This window comes from Microbulbifer sp. CAU 1566 (assembly GCF_023156515.1).
Taxonomy (GTDB): Bacteria; Pseudomonadota; Gammaproteobacteria; order Pseudomonadales; family Cellvibrionaceae; genus Microbulbifer.
The window spans coordinates 770,224-788,160 of the sequence record NZ_JALNMG010000001.1; the positions used below are offsets into that span (position 1 = coordinate 770,224).

16 protein-coding genes are annotated in these 17,937 nt (G+C 58.7%); 1 reads left to right on the forward strand and 15 read right to left on the reverse strand.

The window, feature by feature from the left end:
- Positions 1–460 precede the first annotated feature (460 nt).
- Positions 461–3,856, forward strand: coding sequence for a pullulanase-type alpha-1,6-glucosidase (pulA, locus tag M0G74_RS03205; RefSeq protein WP_248214433.1), 3,396 nt, complete (start codon positions 461–463; stop codon positions 3,854–3,856).
- Between the two features lie 366 nt (positions 3,857–4,222).
- Here pulA and ribA read toward each other — a convergent pair whose 3' ends face one another.
- From ribA to M0G74_RS03280, 15 genes are all read right to left on the reverse strand, one after another.
- Positions 4,223–4,831, reverse strand: coding sequence for a GTP cyclohydrolase II (gene ribA / locus M0G74_RS03210; protein ID WP_160152484.1), 609 nt, complete (start codon positions 4,829–4,831; stop codon positions 4,223–4,225).
- 32 nt (positions 4,832–4,863) lie between these two features.
- Positions 4,864–5,496 carry a TIGR02281 family clan AA aspartic protease gene (locus tag M0G74_RS03215; protein ID WP_201276973.1) on the reverse strand — a complete coding sequence of 211 codons (633 nt, stop codon included), beginning with the start codon at positions 5,494–5,496 and terminating at the stop codon, positions 4,864–4,866.
- Positions 5,497–5,514: 18 nt separating this feature from the next.
- Positions 5,515–6,021 carry a phosphatidylglycerophosphatase A gene (locus M0G74_RS03220; RefSeq protein WP_248214437.1) on the reverse strand — a complete coding sequence of 169 codons (507 nt, stop codon included), beginning with the start codon at positions 6,019–6,021 and terminating at the stop codon, positions 5,515–5,517.
- A 21-nt stretch (positions 6,022–6,042) separates the two neighbouring features.
- Positions 6,043–7,038 (reverse strand): thiamine-phosphate kinase, encoded by a 996-nt coding sequence (gene thiL, locus M0G74_RS03225; RefSeq protein WP_248214440.1) that lies wholly within the window; start codon positions 7,036–7,038, stop codon positions 6,043–6,045.
- A 7-nt stretch (positions 7,039–7,045) separates the two neighbouring features.
- On the reverse strand, positions 7,046–7,486 hold the full coding sequence (gene nusB, locus M0G74_RS03230) for a transcription antitermination factor NusB (RefSeq protein ID WP_160152480.1): 441 nt from the start codon (positions 7,484–7,486) through the stop codon (positions 7,046–7,048).
- Positions 7,487–7,502: 16 nt separating this feature from the next.
- Entirely contained in the window at positions 7,503–7,973 is a 471-nt protein-coding gene (gene ribE, locus M0G74_RS03235; RefSeq protein ID WP_043319264.1) for a 6,7-dimethyl-8-ribityllumazine synthase, read from the reverse strand.
- 222 nt (positions 7,974–8,195) lie between these two features.
- Positions 8,196–9,311, reverse strand: coding sequence for a bifunctional 3,4-dihydroxy-2-butanone-4-phosphate synthase/GTP cyclohydrolase II (gene ribBA / locus M0G74_RS03240; RefSeq protein WP_248214441.1), 1,116 nt, complete (start codon positions 9,309–9,311; stop codon positions 8,196–8,198).
- Positions 9,312–9,387: 76 nt separating this feature from the next.
- Positions 9,388–10,050 carry a riboflavin synthase gene (locus M0G74_RS03245; protein WP_160152477.1) on the reverse strand — a complete coding sequence of 221 codons (663 nt, stop codon included), beginning with the start codon at positions 10,048–10,050 and terminating at the stop codon, positions 9,388–9,390.
- Positions 10,050–11,198, reverse strand: coding sequence for a bifunctional diaminohydroxyphosphoribosylaminopyrimidine deaminase/5-amino-6-(5-phosphoribosylamino)uracil reductase RibD (gene ribD / locus M0G74_RS03250; RefSeq protein WP_248215303.1), 1,149 nt, complete (start codon positions 11,196–11,198; stop codon positions 10,050–10,052). The genes M0G74_RS03245 and ribD overlap by 1 nt, the downstream gene beginning before the upstream one ends.
- Positions 11,198–11,677 (reverse strand): transcriptional regulator NrdR, encoded by a 480-nt coding sequence (gene nrdR / locus M0G74_RS03255; protein ID WP_160152476.1) that lies wholly within the window; start codon positions 11,675–11,677, stop codon positions 11,198–11,200. Before nrdR ends, ribD begins: the two co-directional genes overlap by 1 nt.
- A gap of 269 nt (positions 11,678–11,946) precedes the next feature.
- Positions 11,947–13,056: an extracellular solute-binding protein gene (locus tag M0G74_RS03260; protein WP_248214445.1), complete on the reverse strand. Its 1,110-nt coding sequence runs from the start codon at positions 13,054–13,056 to the stop codon at positions 11,947–11,949.
- Positions 13,057–13,472: 416 nt separating this feature from the next.
- Positions 13,473–14,738, reverse strand: coding sequence for a serine hydroxymethyltransferase (gene glyA, locus M0G74_RS03265; RefSeq protein WP_248214447.1), 1,266 nt, complete (start codon positions 14,736–14,738; stop codon positions 13,473–13,475).
- Between the two features lie 412 nt (positions 14,739–15,150).
- Positions 15,151–15,933, reverse strand: coding sequence for a heme ABC transporter ATP-binding protein (locus M0G74_RS03270; RefSeq protein WP_248214449.1), 783 nt, complete (start codon positions 15,931–15,933; stop codon positions 15,151–15,153).
- An 11-nt stretch (positions 15,934–15,944) separates the two neighbouring features.
- Entirely contained in the window at positions 15,945–17,006 is a 1,062-nt protein-coding gene (locus M0G74_RS03275; RefSeq protein WP_248214452.1) for an iron ABC transporter permease, read from the reverse strand.
- A gap of 39 nt (positions 17,007–17,045) precedes the next feature.
- On the reverse strand, positions 17,046–17,858 hold the full coding sequence (locus M0G74_RS03280; protein WP_248214456.1) for an ABC transporter substrate-binding protein: 813 nt from the start codon (positions 17,856–17,858) through the stop codon (positions 17,046–17,048).
- Positions 17,859–17,937: the final 79 nt, after the last annotated feature.

Below are 17,937 nucleotides of genomic sequence, written 5' to 3' on the forward strand. Positions count from 1 at the left end.
GCGCCGCGGTACAGGCGCTGCAGGCCCGCACAAAAAAGAAAAGCCGGCATAAAGCCGGCCTCTATATCGGATCACTGACGGTACATCACCTTTCTCGACCTTCAGCGTTCAGATAATTTGAGTATAGACGCACTCTCTGACCTCGCCACTCCATCGGTCACTCTATTGCCCTTCCCTGGCAACTCGCGAGACCAGCGTCTTGCTCAGGTACAGAATGGCGTTAATTGATTGCTTTCAAGTGAAGCTTTTGTGAAGGGTTTGTTACAGCACAATACCCGAGCAGATACCCCTGTTCCACTACGCCTGGCGCCTGTTTCATTCACCCTCCCCCGGGGAGGAGGTCGCACGCGGAGATCTCTCGTCCAATGGTGTGGGGTAAGCGATACCCCGAAGATCGAGCTGAATAACACAGCACCGAATAACGACGCTCCAAATAAAAATAGAAATTAGAGAGAACCCCATGCACGCGACGCTATCCAAGCCCGCCGGCCTGCTGCTGGCCGCAAGTCTGCTATCCCACGCCATCCTCACCGCCAACCAGGCGCAGGCTTCCGACACTCCGGCACCCACCAGCGTAGGCATCCCCGGTAACCTGCAGGCCGCCCTCGGCTGCCCCGGTGACTGGCAACCCGAATGCCCGGCAACGCAACTGGCGTACGATGCAAGCGACGACAAATGGCAGGCCACCTTCTCGGTTCCCGCCGGCAACTGGGAATACAAAGCGGCACTGAATAACAGTTGGGACGAAAACTACGGCGCAAACGGCTATCGCAACGGCGCCAATATCGGATTGCAACTGGGCGAAAGCCGCGCGGTGAAGTTCTACTACGATCACGAAACCCACTGGATTACCAGCAACGCCAACAGCACCATCGCCACCGCCGCGGGCAATTTTCAGGGCGCACTGGGCTGCTCCGGAGACTGGCAACCGGACTGTCTGCGCAGCTGGCTACAGGACAGCGATGGTGACGGTATCTACAGCTTCCTCACCACAGAAATTCCCGCTGGCAGCTACGAATTCAAAGTGGCCCTGAATGAAGGCTGGAATGAAAGTTACGGAAACAACGGCGGCAATGTGCCCTTCACCGTGGCAGAGGATGGCGACGAAATTTATTTTGCTTTCGATGCCAACAGCAAACAGGTCACCATCAGCACCAACGGTATTCCCCGCGGCGACCTGACCCAGGAAAAGGCTCACTGGGTAGACGGCAGTCACTTCGCCTGGAACATCAGCCCCGCCGATGGCGACCGGGTACAGTTGCTGTACAGCGCTGACGGCAATCTGAAAATCACCCCGGATGGCATTGCCGCCGATGCCAGCTATCCACTGCAGTCCCACGCCACACTGCCGCAAGATAGCCAGGAAAAATTCCCCCACCTCGCCAGCCAGAACGTCTTTTCGCTCACTCAGGAAATTGATCCGAGTCAACTGATCAGTGGACAGCTGGCCCTCGCACTCTACGACAGCAATGGCAAGTTGAAAGATGCCACCGGTATTCAGCTCGCGGGCCTGCTGGACCAGGCATTTTATTACGACGGTAAACTGGGTGCTGACGTTACGCACAATGCGATCAACTTCCGCCTCTGGGCCCCCACCGCGCGTTCGGTAAAACTGCACCTGTTCAACGACCCGCAGTCCGAAGTAGCCGATATGGTGCTGGAAATGACCCAGCAAGACGGCGCCTGGCAGGCCGCCATCGGTAAAGAGTGGGATCGCGCTTATTACCTGTATGAGGTCGAAGTCTTCTCGTATTTTTCTGACGCGGTGGAAACCAATCTGGTGACCGACCCCTATTCCCTGGGGCTGTCGCTCAACAGCGGCAAAAGCCAGATCATCAACCTGGACGACCGCGATTTGCAGCCCCGCGGCTGGAATCGCCTGCACAAACCGAAACTGGAAAACCCCGAAGATATCTCAGTTTACGAACTGCATGTGCGGGACTTCTCCATTGAAGACAGCAGCGTGCCGGAAAACGAGCGCGGCACTTTCAAGGCCTTCACCCGCCGTCACAGCAATGGCATGCGCCACCTGAAAAAGCTCGCGCAATCGGGCATGAGCCATATCCACCTGCTGCCCGCGTTTGACTTCGCCACCGTCAATGAAGAAAAGTCACAGCAGCAAGCACCGGAAGACCTTTCTGTCTACGCCGCCGATAGCGAAGCGCAACAGGCCGCCGTCAACGCCATCCGCGATAGTGACGGTTTCAACTGGGGTTACGACCCACTCCACTTCACCGTCCCGGAAGGCAGCTTCGCCACCGATGCCAACGGCACCGCCCGTATTCGTGAATTCCGTGAAATGGTACAGAGCCTTTCCCGAACCGGCCTGCGTGTTGTGATGGATGTGGTTTATAACCACACCAGTTCCTTCGGCCAGTACCAGAACTCGGTGCTGGATAAAATCGTTCCCGGCTATTACCACCGCCGCAACAATGACGGCAATGTAGAAATGAGCAGCTGCTGCGCCAACACCGCCAGCGAACACCGCATGATGGAAAAACTCATGCTGGACTCCATGGAAGTCTGGGCCAAAGACTACAAGGTAGACGGTTTCCGCTTCGACCTGATGGGCCACCACAGCCTCGACAATATCCTCAAGACCCGCGCCATGCTGGATGCGTTAACACCGCAAAATGCCGGCGTGGATGGCAAGTCTGTGTACCTCTACGGTGAAGGCTGGAACTTTGGAGAAGTGGCCAACGATGCCCGCTTCGTACAGGCGCGCCAGGGCAACATGGCAGGCAGCGGTGTCGGCACCTTCAATGACCGCCTGCGCGACAGTGTGCGCGGCGGCAATCCGTTTGGCGGCTTTGAGGAGCAGGGTTTCGGCAACGGTCTGTTTACCGACAGCAACGGTAAATTCTGGGGCGACGAACGCCAGACCCTGCTGACGCTTGCGGACAAGGTACGCGTTTCCCTCGCCGGCAACCTCAAGGACTACCGCTTCACTGACTCTTACGGCAATGAAACCCGCGGTGAACAGCTGATCTACAATGGCCAGCCCACCGGCTATACCGGAGACCCACAGGAGTCCATCAACTACATCGCCGCCCACGACAATGAAACCCTGTTTGACGGGGTACAGATCAAAGCCAACAGCACGGCAACTATTGAAGACCGCGCACGTATCCAGGCCTTCAGTAATTCACTGGTGCTGTTTGCTCAGGGGGTACCATTTATCCACGCCGGCCAGGACTTCCTGCGCTCAAAATCCATGGACCGCGACAGTTACAACTCTGGCGACTGGTTCAATGCTCTGGATTTCTCACTGGAAACCGACAAGTGGGGTGCGGGTCTGCCCATCGCGGACAAAAATGAAGACAGCTGGTGGATCATGCAGCCCCTGCTGGCGAACCCCAATATTGCCCCGCAAAAGTCCCATCGGGAGCAAACCGCGGCCATCTTCCGCGAGCAACTGGCCATTCGTAACAGCTCGCCGCTGTTCCGTTTGACCACTGCAGCGGAAGTTCAGAAGCACGTGAGCTTCCTCAACACTGGTCCGGAGCAGGTGCCAGGATTGATCACGATACAACTGGAGGATCTGGAGGGTGAAATCGATCGTCGCTATGAACGTATTGTGGTGTTATTTAATGGTGACAAAGAAACCATTACGTTCAATCACGATGCACTGGCAGGCACTCACCTGAAGCTGCACCCGATGCAGCGCCACTCGGCAGATCCGGATCTGCGCAGTGCGAAATTCGATCGCAATTCAGGGGCTTTCACACTACCAGGTAGAACAACTGCAGTATTTGTTCAGATTAGAAACGCAGAGAAATTGGAAAATTTTAGAGAAAGGAAAGACGCTCTAAAGATTCTTACAGATTTAATTGAAAGATTTTTCTCAAGCTTCTGACGGAGATATAGAGCTAGATTAGAAGAGGCTGATATCGGGGACTTTATGCGAGACCTTCTAAAACAGGGATGTTTTAGAAGAGCCCCCATGGATGGGTTTACGGCGTGTCTCGCATAAAGTCACCGGTGGCAGGCTCGCCACTTAAACCGTAAGAAAGTGAAGCTCCGGGGTATTAGGAGGACTTCGTAGTCTGGGGAGTGGCGGCCCCGCTACTGGCAACCGTTTCCGTGACACGCCGTAAACCCATCCATGGGGGCTCGGCTGCGGCCGTCCTGGCCGCAGACGGTCCCGAAAACGGTTGCCAGTATCGAGGCCTTCAATTTGGATTCTTATATATTACCGATGCTTTAACGGACGTCTTTTTAGTTACTTCTCTGAGCCTTCTTCATCGTCAAACAAATGGCCAAGCTTCCCCTTTTTGGTAGAAAGGTAATTCGTGTTGTGCGGATTACGTCCAGACTGGTGTGGCAGACGCTCGGTCACTTCAATACCAAGATCCTCCAACGCTTTTACCTTGCGTGGATTATTCGTCATCAGGCGAATGGACTTGATACCCAGATGGTCGATCATTGGTTTGAGAATGGAGTAGTCCCGCATATCCGCACCGAAGCCCAAACGTTCATTGGCTTCCACCGTATCTGCGCCACAATCCTGTAACTTATACGCTCGGATCTTGTTCAGCAGACCGATGCCGCGTCCTTCCTGACGCAGGTAAAACACCGCACCACGTCCCTCGGTAGCAATGCGATGCAGCGCATACTGCAACTGCGCACCGCAATCACAGCGCAAGGAAAACAAAGCGTCTCCAGTCAGACACTCGGAGTGAATACGGGCCAATACCGGCGTATCCGTATCCAGGTCACCCATGCTCAGAACAACATGCTCCTTGCCGGTCTCCACTTCCTCAAAACCGTGCATCTCAAACATGCCCCAGGAAGTTGGCAGCTTGGAGGATTCCACATAGCGAATGGTCAAACTGATACCTCACGTTCCATCAATGTGCGTGATCAATCGCGCGCGCGGAGCAACAACAGACCATCCTGTTGCTGCATATCCACGCGGCTCAAAAAACTGTTACCCAGTAGCGTCACCTGGGGAAAATTATTGCCGAGTACCGTCGCATCCACATTGTGCACCGTGATACCGCCAATGGTGACACTGCTCAGCTGTAACCGATAAGCCTGCTCCACTCCGCTGGCGGTAGACACCCGCATGGGTTGCGCACGGGAGAGGTCCAGGCCGAGACTTTTTGCGGTGGGGTAGTTAAACGCAATACTGGTTGCCCCGGTATCGACCATCACCGGCACCTGGCGGCCGTTGATCCAGGCCGAGGTGTTGTAGTGGCCGCGACGGTCTGGGCTAAGGCGTACTTCGGCCTTGCTGACTTCTGCGTACTGGGAGGCCACCGGGGCTGCCAGCGTCAACCGCTGCTCCCGACCATCCATTTTCACCAGGGCATGGTCGCTGGTCACCGAGACCAGTGTGACCCCTTCCGGCGAGGTTTTGCCGGATTTCAGCAGCCGCTGCTTGCCGTCAATTTCAAACATGGCACTGGTGCCGAAGATCGCTTTCAGGCGTACATCCTGCGCACTGCCAATGGCCGGCAACAACAGTGCGATCACTACCAGAAATCTGTTCATTTTCATGGGCGTCCTGCCTCAGAGGGTGTGCATCAGGTAGGCCGTGCCCTGCAACACCAGCGCGGCATAGATGCCCGCGAGTATATCGTCGAGCATGATCCCCAGGCCACCGTGTACCCGGCGGTCTGCCCAGCCGATGGGCTGGGGTTTTGCGATATCGAAGATGCGGAACAACACAAAGCCGTACAGGGCCCACAACCAGCCCGCGGGCGCCATAAACATGGTGAGCCAGTAGCCGACGAATTCATCCCATACGATGCCGCCGTGGTCGTGCACCCCGAGCGTTTTTGAGGCCGCACCGCAGAGGTAACAGCCGAGAATAAACGTCACCAGGATCACAGCCAGGTAGGCCACCGGCGACAGAAACTGCAGGCCGTACCAGACGGGCACGGCGGCGAGAGTGCCAAAGGTACCCGGGGCTTTTTTGGCAAGGCCGGAGCCAAACCCAAAAGCCAGGAACATGACCGGGCTGCGGAGTAGCTCACCCCATGTCGGGGTCGGAATCTGGGCCTGTGTCGGTGTCATTTTCTTGTTGTTCTCCACCGGTTAAAAATGTTGGTAGCTGGCGCTGCCTGGCTGCCAGGATTTGTCGTGCAAGCGGCAGCGGATACCCGGCTTGGAAACGATACGACCCACAGCGGTAACCGGCAGCTTCAGGCTTTCGATCGTGCTCAGGTGTTGTTCGGGCAAGGTAAAGCAGAGCTGGTAATCGTCGCCGCCGGTGAGCGCGGCTTCCAGCGCTGTGTCCGCATTCATCGACTGTGCCAGTTGCGCGACCGGGAAATTATCCAGCTCCAGTTCGGCACCCAGGCTGCTCGCTTCGCAGATATGCCCGAGATCACCGAGCAGACCGTCGGAAATATCCAGTGCGGCACTGGCATAGGGACCAATGGCCCGGGCCACCGCAAATTGCGGTTCGGGGAAGTAGTAGGCCGCCGCTGTCTGCTGCTGTTGCTCCGGACTTCCCGCGATCTCTCCGAGCACAATGGGCAGCGCGGCTGCGGCGGCGCCCAGTTGATTGGTAACAAAAATGATATCACCGGCGCTTGCGCCATCGCGCCGCAGTGGCCTGTCGCAGGCACCGGTAACCTGGATGGTGATCGACAGCGGGCCTTTGGTGGTATCGCCGCCTATCAGGGTAATACCGTACTGGTGCGCGGTTTCTGCAAGGCCGCGGGCAAAGGGTTCCAGCCATTCCGGATTACTTTGCGGCAGAGTGAGCGCGAGGGTAAACCACAGGGGCTGGGCGTTCATGGCGGCGAGGTCGGAGAGATTCACACGCAGTGCGCGGCTGGCGATACGGTAGGGATCGGCCTTTGCCGGAAAATGTACATCGGCCACCAGGGTATCGACACTGGTGGCGAGCAATTTGCCGGGCGGCGGCGCCAGCAGTGCGCAGTCGTCGCCGATCCCGAGTACAACACCGTTTCCGATATTGTCTTGGGAAGTACCGCCATCAGCAGTACCGCCCGGCGGGGTTCCGGCCTGAAAGCGGGAGGAAAAGTACTCCCGAATCAGTTCAAATTCACCGGGGCCGGGCATAAGGGGCTTAGCCTTTATCAGCCTTTACTTCGACACTGCGCTCGCTCAGAGCCACTTTGTCGAGGATGCCATTGATAAATTTGAAGGCATCGGTGGGGCCGAATTTTTTCGCCAGGGCGACGGCTTCGTTGATCACGACTTTGTAGGGTACGTCGACGCGATTTTTCATCTCGAAGGTGGACATGCGCAGCAGGGCGCGGGATACCGGATCGAGTTCTTCAACATCGCGGTCGAGGTACTGGCTGTAGGTTCCTTCGATTTCATCGAGGTTTTTTGCCACGCCGTGGAGCAGCTCGCGGAAGTAGGCCACGTCGGTTTTGGTCATGTCGTTGTCGGCATGAAACTCGGCTTCGATGGCGTTCAGGTTGGAGCCTGCCATTTGCCACTGGTACAGGGCCTGCATGGCGTAGTGGCGTGCCTTGCGGCGGGCGGATGCGGTTACGGTCATTTCAGTCGTTTCTCAATCAGATTTTGCTGATCAGGGAGACCATTTCGAGGGCGGTCTCGGCGGCTTCACAGCCTTTGTTGCCGGCTTTGGTGCCGGAGCGCTCGATGGCTTGTTCGATGGAGTCTACGGTGAGGACGCCGAAGGTCACAGGAATGCCGGTGTTCATGGAGACCTGGGCGAGTCCTTTGGTGCATTCGCCGGCGACGTATTCGAAGTGCGGGGTGCCACCACGGATGACTGCGCCGAGGGCGATCACTGCGTCGAATTTTTTGGTTTCGGCAATTTTCTGCGCGGCCAGCGGGAATTCGAAGGCGCCGGGGGCGTAGTAGATGGTGATGTCTTCTTCTTTGATGCCTTTGCGACGCAGAGTATCGAGGGCACCATCTTTCAGGCTTTCTACAACGAAGCTGTTCCAGCGGCTCACCAGCAGCGCGTATTTACCGGTGCTGCCTACGAAATCCCCTTCGATTACTTTGATATTACTCATGGTTTTTTCCGTTTTCTGGTAGTTCCCTGCGGGCCCCTTTTAATGCTTCGGGTCCTGGTGCAGTGGCGGTGAAGCACCGGGTATCAGTTTTCAGGACCGCTGTGAACCCATCCCTGGGCGCTGCGGCGCAAACATCCTGTTTGCGACGCTCCTGAAAACTGATACCCGGCACTCCACCTTCAAGTTGTACATTGGTGGCATTAACCACCAGTGCAATTTGTCTTAGATTTCTTCTGCGTTCAGATACTCTTCCACTTCCAGGTCAAAACCGGAAATGGCGCTGAACCGGAATGGCGCGCTCATCAAACGCATTTTGCGTACCTTCAGATCGCGCAAAATCTGTGAGCCGGTACCTACCTGCTTGTACACCAGATCCTGGCTCGGGCGCTGTTGCTTGCCGCTGATGAGCCAGTCAATGCTTTCTTCAATTTCGTCGGTGGTTTCGTTGTGGCAGATGACAACCACTACGCCCTTGCCTTCTTCTGCGACTTTTTTCAGTGCATTGCGGAAGGTCCAGGGTTCGAATTTCTCGTCGCCGCGGCGCAGACTGAAAACGTCACGCAGGGTGCTGGCGACGTGTACCCGTACCAGGGTGGGCTCTTCCGGTTGGAATTCACCGAGGCTGAAGGTGAAGTGGCGCTCGCGGCGGGCTTTGTCGAGGTAGGTGCGGAGTTTGAATTCGCCGAATTCGGTGTGCACTTTGCGCTCGTTGACGCACTCTACGGTTTTTTCGTTGAGCGCGCGGTAGTTGATCAGGTCGGCGATGGTGCCGATCTTGAGGTTGTGCTGTTTGGCAAATTTTTCCAGGTCCGGGCGGCGGGCCATGGTGCCGTCTTCGTTCATGATTTCGACGATGGCGGCGGCGGGTTCGAAGCCGGCCAGGCGGGACAGGTCGCAGCCGGCTTCGGTGTGGCCGGCGCGGCTCAATACGCCACCGGGCTGGGCCTTGATCGGGAAGATGTGGCCGGGCTGGACGATGTCGGACGGCTTGGCATTGCGGGCGACGGCGGCGCGGATGGTGCGGGCGCGGTCGGCGGCGGAGATGCCGGTGGTGACGCCTTCGGCGGCTTCGATGGAGACGGTGAAGTTGGTGCTGAACTGGGCGCCGTTGTCGCGGGACATGAGCGGCAGGTCGAGCTGTTCGCAGCGATCACCGGTCAGGGTCAGGCAGATCAGACCGCGGGCATGGGTGGCCATGAAGTTGATGTCTTCCGGACGCACCTGCTCGGCGGCCATTACCAGGTCGCCTTCGTTTTCGCGATCTTCGTCGTCCATCAGGATGACCATTTTGCCCTGACGGATATCGTCGATCAGTTCTTCAACGCTATTCAGTTCCATAACTCTCTCGGATCGTATTTGGCAAACTTCTTCGAGCCTGCCTGAAGTGTTCGGTGGGAGCCTCTGGCCCTCTGATTCAGGCCTTGTAAAAACCGTGCTGGGCCAGGAATTCCATGGTCAGTCCTTCGCTCTTGGGTTGCGCCGCAGCATCCCCCAAGAGTAGTCGTTCCAGGTAGCGCGCTATCAGGTCCACTTCCAGATTCACCTTGGTGCCCGCCTGATAGCCACCGATCACGGTTTCGGCAATGGTATGGGGCACGATGGTGAGTTCGAATTCGGCGCCGTCAACGGCATTCACCGTGAGGCTGGTGCCGTCGACGGTGATGGAGCCCTTGTGGGCAATATATTTGGCCAGTTCATCCGGGGCACGCAGGCGAAACTGTTCGGCACGGGCGGTGGTTTTGCGCCACACCACTTCGCCGATGCCGTCCACGTGGCCACTGACCATGTGGCCGCCGAGGCGGGTCTGGGGGGTCAGGGCCTTTTCCAGGTTTACCTTGTCGCCCAGTTTCCAGTGGTTCAGGGTGGCTACCGCGAGCGTCTCTGCAGATACGTCGGCCCAGTAGCCATCGCCGGGCAAATCCACCACGGTCAGGCAGACGCCGTTGGTGGCGATACTGTCGCCCAGTTTGACGTCGGACAGGTCCAGCTTGCCGGTTTTGACCCGTACACGCAGGTCTCCGCCACTGGGTTGCAGGGCAGAGATTTCGCCAACAGCTTCAACTATTCCGGTAAACATCAGCGCTCGATATCAGTAGTCGCAGTGATACGCCAGTCGTGCCCGACGGCGCGCATGTCGGTAATGGTGATGGGCAACATGGAGCCCATGCGTTCTATCGGCAGCTCAAACAGCGGTCTGGCGCTGGAGCCGAGTATCTTGGGCGCCATGTAGACGATGATCTCGTCTACATGGCCCTGATACATGAATTCGCCGGAGAGGGTGGCACCACTCTCGATCAGTACCTCGTTGCACTCGCGGCGGGCCAGCTCTTTCAGCAGCTCGCCCAGGTGCACACGGCCGTTTTTATCGGCGGGCAGCACCAGTACCTCGGCGCCGGTCTTTTCCAGCCGCGCGCGGCGCTCGCTGTCGGCGGCTTCCGTTGTGACCACCAATGTGGGGGCGGCGCCCTGCAAAATAAAGGCCCTGGCCGGGGTGCGCAGTTTGCTGTCGACGATGACCCGCAGGGGCTGCTTCTCTGCCGCTGCGGCCGCTTCATCGGCCGGCAGCGCCATTTCTTCCGGGCGCACGTTCATATTCGGGTTGTCGTAGCGGACGGTGTCGACGCCGGTGACAATGGCGCAGCTGCGCGCGCGCAAGTTCTGCACATCGGCGCGGGCCGCGGGGCCGGTAACCCATTTGGATTCGCCGCTGGCCATGGCGGTGCGGCCGTCGATGCTCATCGCGGACTTGCTGCGCACCAGGGGCAAACCCAGGGTCATACGCTTGATAAAGCCCGGATTCAGCGCCCGGCAGGATTCTTCCAGCAAGGGGCCTTCCACTTCAATGCCCGCATCGCGCAGTTTTTGTAACCCTTTGCCGCTGACGCTGGGGTTGGGGTCTTCCATACCGAAGACCACTTTGGCCACACCGGCGGCCACCAGCGCATCGGCACAGGGGCCGGTTTTACCGCTGTGACTGCAGGGTTCCAGGGTGACGTAGGCGATGTTGCCGCGGGCCCCGTCTCCACCATCGAGGGCTCCGGCGTCTTTCAGCGCTTCGATTTCGGCGTGCCCTTCTCCGGCGCGCTTGTGCCAGCCTTCGGCGAGGATGTTGCCCTGGGCATCGGCGATCACACAGCCGACCCGGGGGTTGGGCATGGTGGTGTAGAGGCCGCGCTCGGCGAGCTGGATGGCGCGGGCCATGAGTTCTCTTGGGGTGAAGGCCATCACTTTGCCTCTCCCTGTTTGCTCCCCCTGGGGGTATTCAAACGCTCGATCTCGTCGCTGAAGTCGCTGACGTCTTCGAAGCGGCGGTAAACCGAGGCAAAGCGGACGAAGGCCACCTGGTCCAGTTCGCGCAGCTGTTCCATCACCAGCTCGCCGATGTGCATGGCGGGCAGCTCGCGTTCGCCGGTGGCCTGCAGGGCGTGTTTGATCTGGGCGACGGCGGCCTCTACCCGCTCGGTGCTGACCGGGCGTTTCTCTACGGCGCGCTGGATGCCGGCGCGCAGCTTGTCTTCATTGAAGGGTTCGCGCTGGCCGTTTTGCTTGACGACGCGTGGCAGCACCAACTCGGCGGTTTCGAAGGTGGTGAAGCGCTCGTGGCACTGCAGGCACTCACGGCGACGGCGCACCTGGTCGCCATCGGCCACCAGGCGGGAATCTACGACTTTGGTTTCATCTGCGCTGCAGAAGGGACAGTGCATGGGGAGAGGGCCCTCGAAAAAGTGGGCCGCAGTTTACCACAAGGTGGAAATTTAGGCTGCCCGGAGGTTTTCGAAGGCCGCAGAGCCACTAGTTAATTCCAGTGGCACAAGGTCACCGGGTAGAGCTTTTTGAAACCGAGCTAGGCGCCCCCCTTCAATACATCCCTGTACGCTGCGTCGGCGACGTCCCTGTCGCCGACGCTTTCAAAAAGCTCTACCCGGCAACCTTGCTTCGCATCAAAGCAAGGAGCTTCGCAACCCGCTTTCGGTTAGATCTCTTCCCGCTCAATAATCCGCTGCCAAAGCTTGTGGCGCAGCGCCAGCACCCGGGACTTGGTGGCGGCGGGAATCCAGGTGCGCTCCAGCTCTTGAGGGCGCGGGTAGACCGCGGGGTTGCCGAGCAGCTCCGGGTCGACCAGGTCCTGAGCCGCCATGTTGGCGTTGGCGTACTGGGTTTCGTTGCTGATGTTGGCGATGACACTGGGCTGCATCAGGTAATTCAGGAACTGGTAGGCAGCGTCGATGTTCTGGGCATTGGTGGGCACGGACACTACGTCGATCCACAATGGGAAGCCCTCTTTCGGCATTACGTAGCGGATATCGAAGTCTTTGCCGGCTTCTTCCGCCATTTGCTGGGCAACCAGCACGTCGCCGCTCCAGGCGTGGGCGATGCAGCGTTTGCCGCTGGCGAGGTCTTCGACGTATTCGCCGGAGTCGAAGTCGGTAATGTGCAGGCGCACTTTGGAGAGCAGGTTGGCCACCATGTACTGGTGGGCGATGCTCATGGAGTTGGGGTCTTTATCCAGGTATTTGAGCGCGACGTCGAAAATCTCTTCCGGGGAGCGCATCAGGGTGGCGTTGCAGTGGTCGAGTTTGCCGAGGTACTCGGGGTCGAATAGCAGGTCCCAGCTGTCTTCCGGCAGTATGCCGCCGAAGGCTTTTTCCACCGCCTGCACGTTGTAGCCGATACCCACGGTGCCCCACAGGTAGGGGATGGCGTAGTCATTGCCCGGGTCGAACAGGGACAACCGCTCCATGAATTTTGGGTCGTTCTGGGACCAGTTGTCGATGCGGTTACGATCGAGCTTTTGCAACTGGCCAGCGGCAATGTATTTGGGGATGTTGTCGGAGCCGGGCACGATGATGTCGAAGCGGCGGCCCTCTTTCAGCCAGACCTCTTCCAACTCTTCGATATCGTCGAATTCGAAATAGTGCACCTTGATGCCGGTGGCCGCTTCGAAATCGCTGATGGTGTCTTCGGCAATGGACTCAGACCAGTTGGCGAAATGCAGTTCGCGGGATTGCGCACTGGCCTGCGTACAGAGGCTCAACCCGATCACAGCGGTCAGAATGAGCAATACATTGGATATTGGACGCATCTTCTACTCTCGTTCCGCAGCCTGGCTGCGCGGTGGGTTCAGCGCTTTGCGCCGGCACTCCCGCCGTGATCGCAAAGCATCGAATCCTGATACCGCTTGGACCCGAAAGTACCAGCCCGTTATACGGACCCTGGTGAGCATTCGCTGAGCAACGCGTCCCTGCTGCTACAAGCTGCTACAACAAATAGCCGCTACAAATTACAGAAGCAAATTACGCGCCTGTTTTCTTAACTATACAGACCCGAACTCCGCTTCGGTTTTTGAGGGCGCGTATTAAAACAGAAACCGCGACCTGTTTCACAGTCGGGCGGCAACTTTTTACTTTCACCTGTAACAAAAACGAAAAAAGGCCCCGGATAGGGGCCTTTTTTGAGAACGGAGATTAACGCTTTCCGCTTTTATCTCACGCCTTTATCTCACACCTTGTAGACAGGGAACTTGGCGCAGATCTCGAGTACTTTGGCTTTCACTTCCGCGATGGTCGCATCGGCGTTGCCTTTCTCCAACGCGTCGAGAATGTCGCAGATCCAGTTGGTGAGCTGCTTGGTCTCTTCCACACCGAAGCCGCGGGTGGTGATGGCCGGGGTGCCCACACGCAGGCCGCTGGTGATGAACGGGGAGCGCGGATCGTTGGGGACGGCGTTCTTGTTCACGGTGATGTTGGCGTTGCCCAGGGCTTCGTCTGCATCCTTACCGGTGTATTCCTTGCCGATCAGGTCCACCAGCATCAGGTGGTCGTCGGTGCCGCCGGATACGATGTTGATACCGCGATCCAGGAAGGTAGCCGCCATGGCGCGGGCGTTTTCCACAACCTTCTTCTGGTAGGCCTTGTACTCTGGGCTCATGGCTTCCTTGAAGGAAACCGCCTTGGCCGCGATCACGTGCATCAGCGGGCCGCCCTGGCCGCCCGGGAATACCGCACTGTTCAGCTTCTTCTCGATCTCTTCATTGGCCTTGGCAATGATGATACCGCCGCGGGGACCGCGCAGGGTTTTATGGGTGGTAGAGGTCACCACATCCGCGTGGGGAACCGGAGACGGGTAAACGCCTGCGGCAACCAGACCGGCAACGTGGGCCATATCCACCATCAGGTAAGCGCCAACCTTGTCGGCGATGGTGCGGAACTTGGCCCAGTCCATGATGCGGCTGTAGGCAGAGAAACCGGCCACGATCATCTTCGGCTTGTGCTCCAGCGCCAGGCGCTCTACTTCTTCGTAGTCCACTTCGCCGGTATCGGCGTTCAGGCCGTACTGTACCGCGTTGTACATTTTGCCGGAGAAGTTGACCTTGGCACCGTGGGTCAGATGGCCGCCGTGGGCCAGGCTCATGCCCAGCACGGTGTCGCCGGGGGCGCACAGAGCCTGATAAACCGCGGCGTTGGCCTGGGAGCCGGAGTGCGGCTGAACGTTGGCGTAGTCGGCGCCGAACAGTTCTTTGGCGCGCTCGATGGCCAGGGCTTCTACCTTGTCGACATACTCACAGCCACCGTAGTAGCGCTTGCCCGGGTAGCCTTCGGCGTACTTGTTGGTCAGGCTGGTGCCCTGGGCTTCCATCACCTGCGGGCTGGTGTAGTTCTCGGAAGCGATCAGCTCGATGTGCTCTTCCTGGCGGCGGTCTTCGTCCTGAATGGCGGACCACACATCGGGGTCGTAGGAAGCTAGGGTGACGGATTTATCAAACATGGTGTTCCCTCGGATGATAAGGCGCAGATCGCGCAAGCATAATCTCGACAAGGGCAAATCCCGACCCGATTGTGACCGGCCCGCCCCAGAAAGCGGCGCATTGTACACCAAGGGAGTGGCGGCGGTGCAAAGGGTACACATGAAACAAATTCAATTCAGCGCCCGGTTTATTCAAGTTGGCGACCATAAGAGAGGCATGGAAGGCAAAGCAGGTAAAGCGCTGACAGCAGCGCCAGGAAAAGAACTCAACGACACGGGCAAAGGTACTGCTATCGGGTGCGTATTTACGAGACCGTCTGCGGCCAGGACGGCCGCAGCCGAGCCCCCAGGGATGGGTTCACGGCGTGTCTCGTAAATACGCACCCGATAGCAGTACCGCCACCAAGCCTGCTACGAAGCTGAACTACAGCTGCTAAAGCAGAGCACTAAAGCCGGCCACATCCACCAGCTGCCCCCGGTAGCCGTAGACCCGCTCCACCAGCTCTGGCTCTAACAGCTCCGCGGGCGCGCCATCAGCCTGCACACAGCCATTCGCCAACATCACCATGCGGTCGGCATAGCGCGCGGCGAGATTGAGATCATGGAGCACCGCAACCACCGCGGTATTTTCATCGGCCACTTCCCTGGCGAGGGCCAGCACCTGGTGCTGGTGCTTGAGGTCCAGCGCCGAGGTGGGCTCGTCCAGTAACAGGATCCGCGCGTCGTCACCGTCTGCCAGGCTCAGCTGGGACAGCACCCGGGCCAGCTGCACCCGCTGCTTTTCGCCACCGGAAAGACTGGGAAAGAGCCGATCCCGCAGATGCCAGACGTCTGCACGCCGCATAAAGTGCTCAACGCGCTCGCCCTGCTCCACCCGCGACAGACTGCCGGGCGCCAGCCCCAGTTCCACCACTTCCGCACAGGTAAACGCGAAATTCAGATTGGAATGCTGTGGCAGCAAGCCGTAGCGGCGCGCCAGCTGGCGGTGATCTTTCGGTGTGCGATACCAGTCCTGCTGGGGTCGACCGAACAAACGAATATTGCCACTGTGACTCAGCTCGCCACTAATGGCCCGCAGCAGGGATGTTTTGCCGCAGCCGTTAGGGCCCAGCAATGCGGTGAGCTGGCCCGCGGCAAACTCCAGGGAAATACCCTCCAGCAGAGGTGTACTGGCGCGGGGATAAGAGATACCGAGATTATCGATCTGGATCAGCACTGGCGCCCCCGTTAAAAAATCTGCCGGCGCTGTTGCCACAGCAGGTAAATAAAGAAGGGCGCCCCCAACAGTGCGGTGAGAATGCCCACCGGTAATTCCGCAGGGGCTACCAGGGTGCGGGCGACGGTGTCCGCAACTACCAGTAACAATCCGCCCGCCAGAACACTGTAGGGCAACAGGAAGCGATGATCCGGCCCCCGCAGCAGGCGTATGGTGTGGGGCACCACCAGACCGATAAATCCAATCATCCCCGAAACCGATACCGCGGCGCCCATGGCAATCGCAGTGAGCACAATCATCAGCTGCTTGAGCCGTGCCACATCCACCCCCAGGTGGCGGGCTTCCGACTCACCCAGCAACAGCGCATTCAGTGCCGGTGCGCGCCGCCACAACAACGCGCCCGCGACCAGCAATACCGATGCCGCCATGGCAACCGCGCCCCAGGTTGCACCACCCAGGCTACCCATCTGCCACAGGGTGATATCCCTCAGCGCGCGATCATCGGCGACGTAATTCAGCAGGCCAATTGCGGCACCGGCCAGTGCATTGATGGCCACACCCGCCAGCAGCATCATCACCACCGATTTGCCGCGATCGCCGAGTCGATACACCAGCCAGGTACTCAGCGCCCCACCGAAACTGGCGGCAACCGGTAGCAACAGCCAGTGCACTTGCTTCAATACACCACCGGCAACGGTGGTCAGCGCCGTGCCGCTGGCAAATACCAGCACCAATGCGGCACCGACACCGGCACCGGCGGAAACTCCAATAATCGCCGGGTCGGCCAGCGGGTTGCGAAACAGCCCCTGCATCACCGCGCCACAGAGCCCCAGTATTCCACCCACAATCAAGCCGAGCAGCAATCGCGGCAGACGAATCTCTCCCAGTACCAGCGCATATTGCTCCGGCACATCCAGGCTCAGAAAACCAGGCCAGCTCCAGTGCATCAGCCCCGCCAGCACATCGCGCCAGCCGATTGCCATTGCCCCCACGCCAAGGGATAGACAGCTGCCGATCAACAGCAGTGCTACCAATACCGGCAACAGGCTTTTGTCACTCAGGCGAAACTCCACCGGGGTACCTCTGTTATCTGTCGCTGCACACTGCCGCCATCACCGCGCGGCCAAGGTTTCGTTCAGCTTTTTCGCCTCGGCCAAGCTGGCGAGACCGATACCCCCCAGCAGTGCATAGCCATCCACCGCGTAAAACGCCTGTGTTTTTCCGGCGGGGGTCAATTTCAGCAGCGGCTGCCATTCCAGCAGGGCCAGGCCATCGTTCAGCTGTTCCGCCTGATCACTGGAAAACAAAATCCAGTCCGGGCGCAATTGCAACAGCGCCTCATCCGACAGCTGTTTGTAACCGGAAAAATCCACGGCATTGATGCCACCCGCGAGCCGGATCAGGCTGTCGGGGCTGGTGCCGGTGCCGGCGGCTTTAACACCGCGCCCCTGCTGTGCGCGCACAAACAGAATACGCGGTGGTTCCGCCAGCGCGGCTCGCGCTGCCATCAATGAACGCAACTGCGCCTGGACGCCCTGCTTGATTAATGTTGCGGGTTTTTCCAGCACTTCAGAAAGACGGTCGATGTTATCCAGCAATTGCTCGCCATTTTCCGCTTCCGGTAACTGCAACACGGCTACCCCGGAATCCTGCAACAGCTGCAGTGTATTCGCAGGCCCCATGTGCTCTCCGCCCACCAGCAGTTGCGGGTTCTGCGCCAGCAATCCTTCCACCGGTAATTGTCGGTAGTAACCCACCACCGGGACCTTGCGAAAATCTGCCGGCAGGCGGGTGGAAGAGTCCACGGCGATCAGGCTGTCGCCACCGCCGAGCGCGAGCACCAGTTCGGTAATCGAGTGGCCGGCGCTGATCACTCGCTCGGGCGCCGCGGCGCAATGCTGACTAACGCCCAACAACAAAATCATTGCTGAAGTCACAGCCGTTATTTTTTTTACCAGAGTGAGCATGGTGTGCATCCCGTCGATAGGTCGATAACAATTCAGA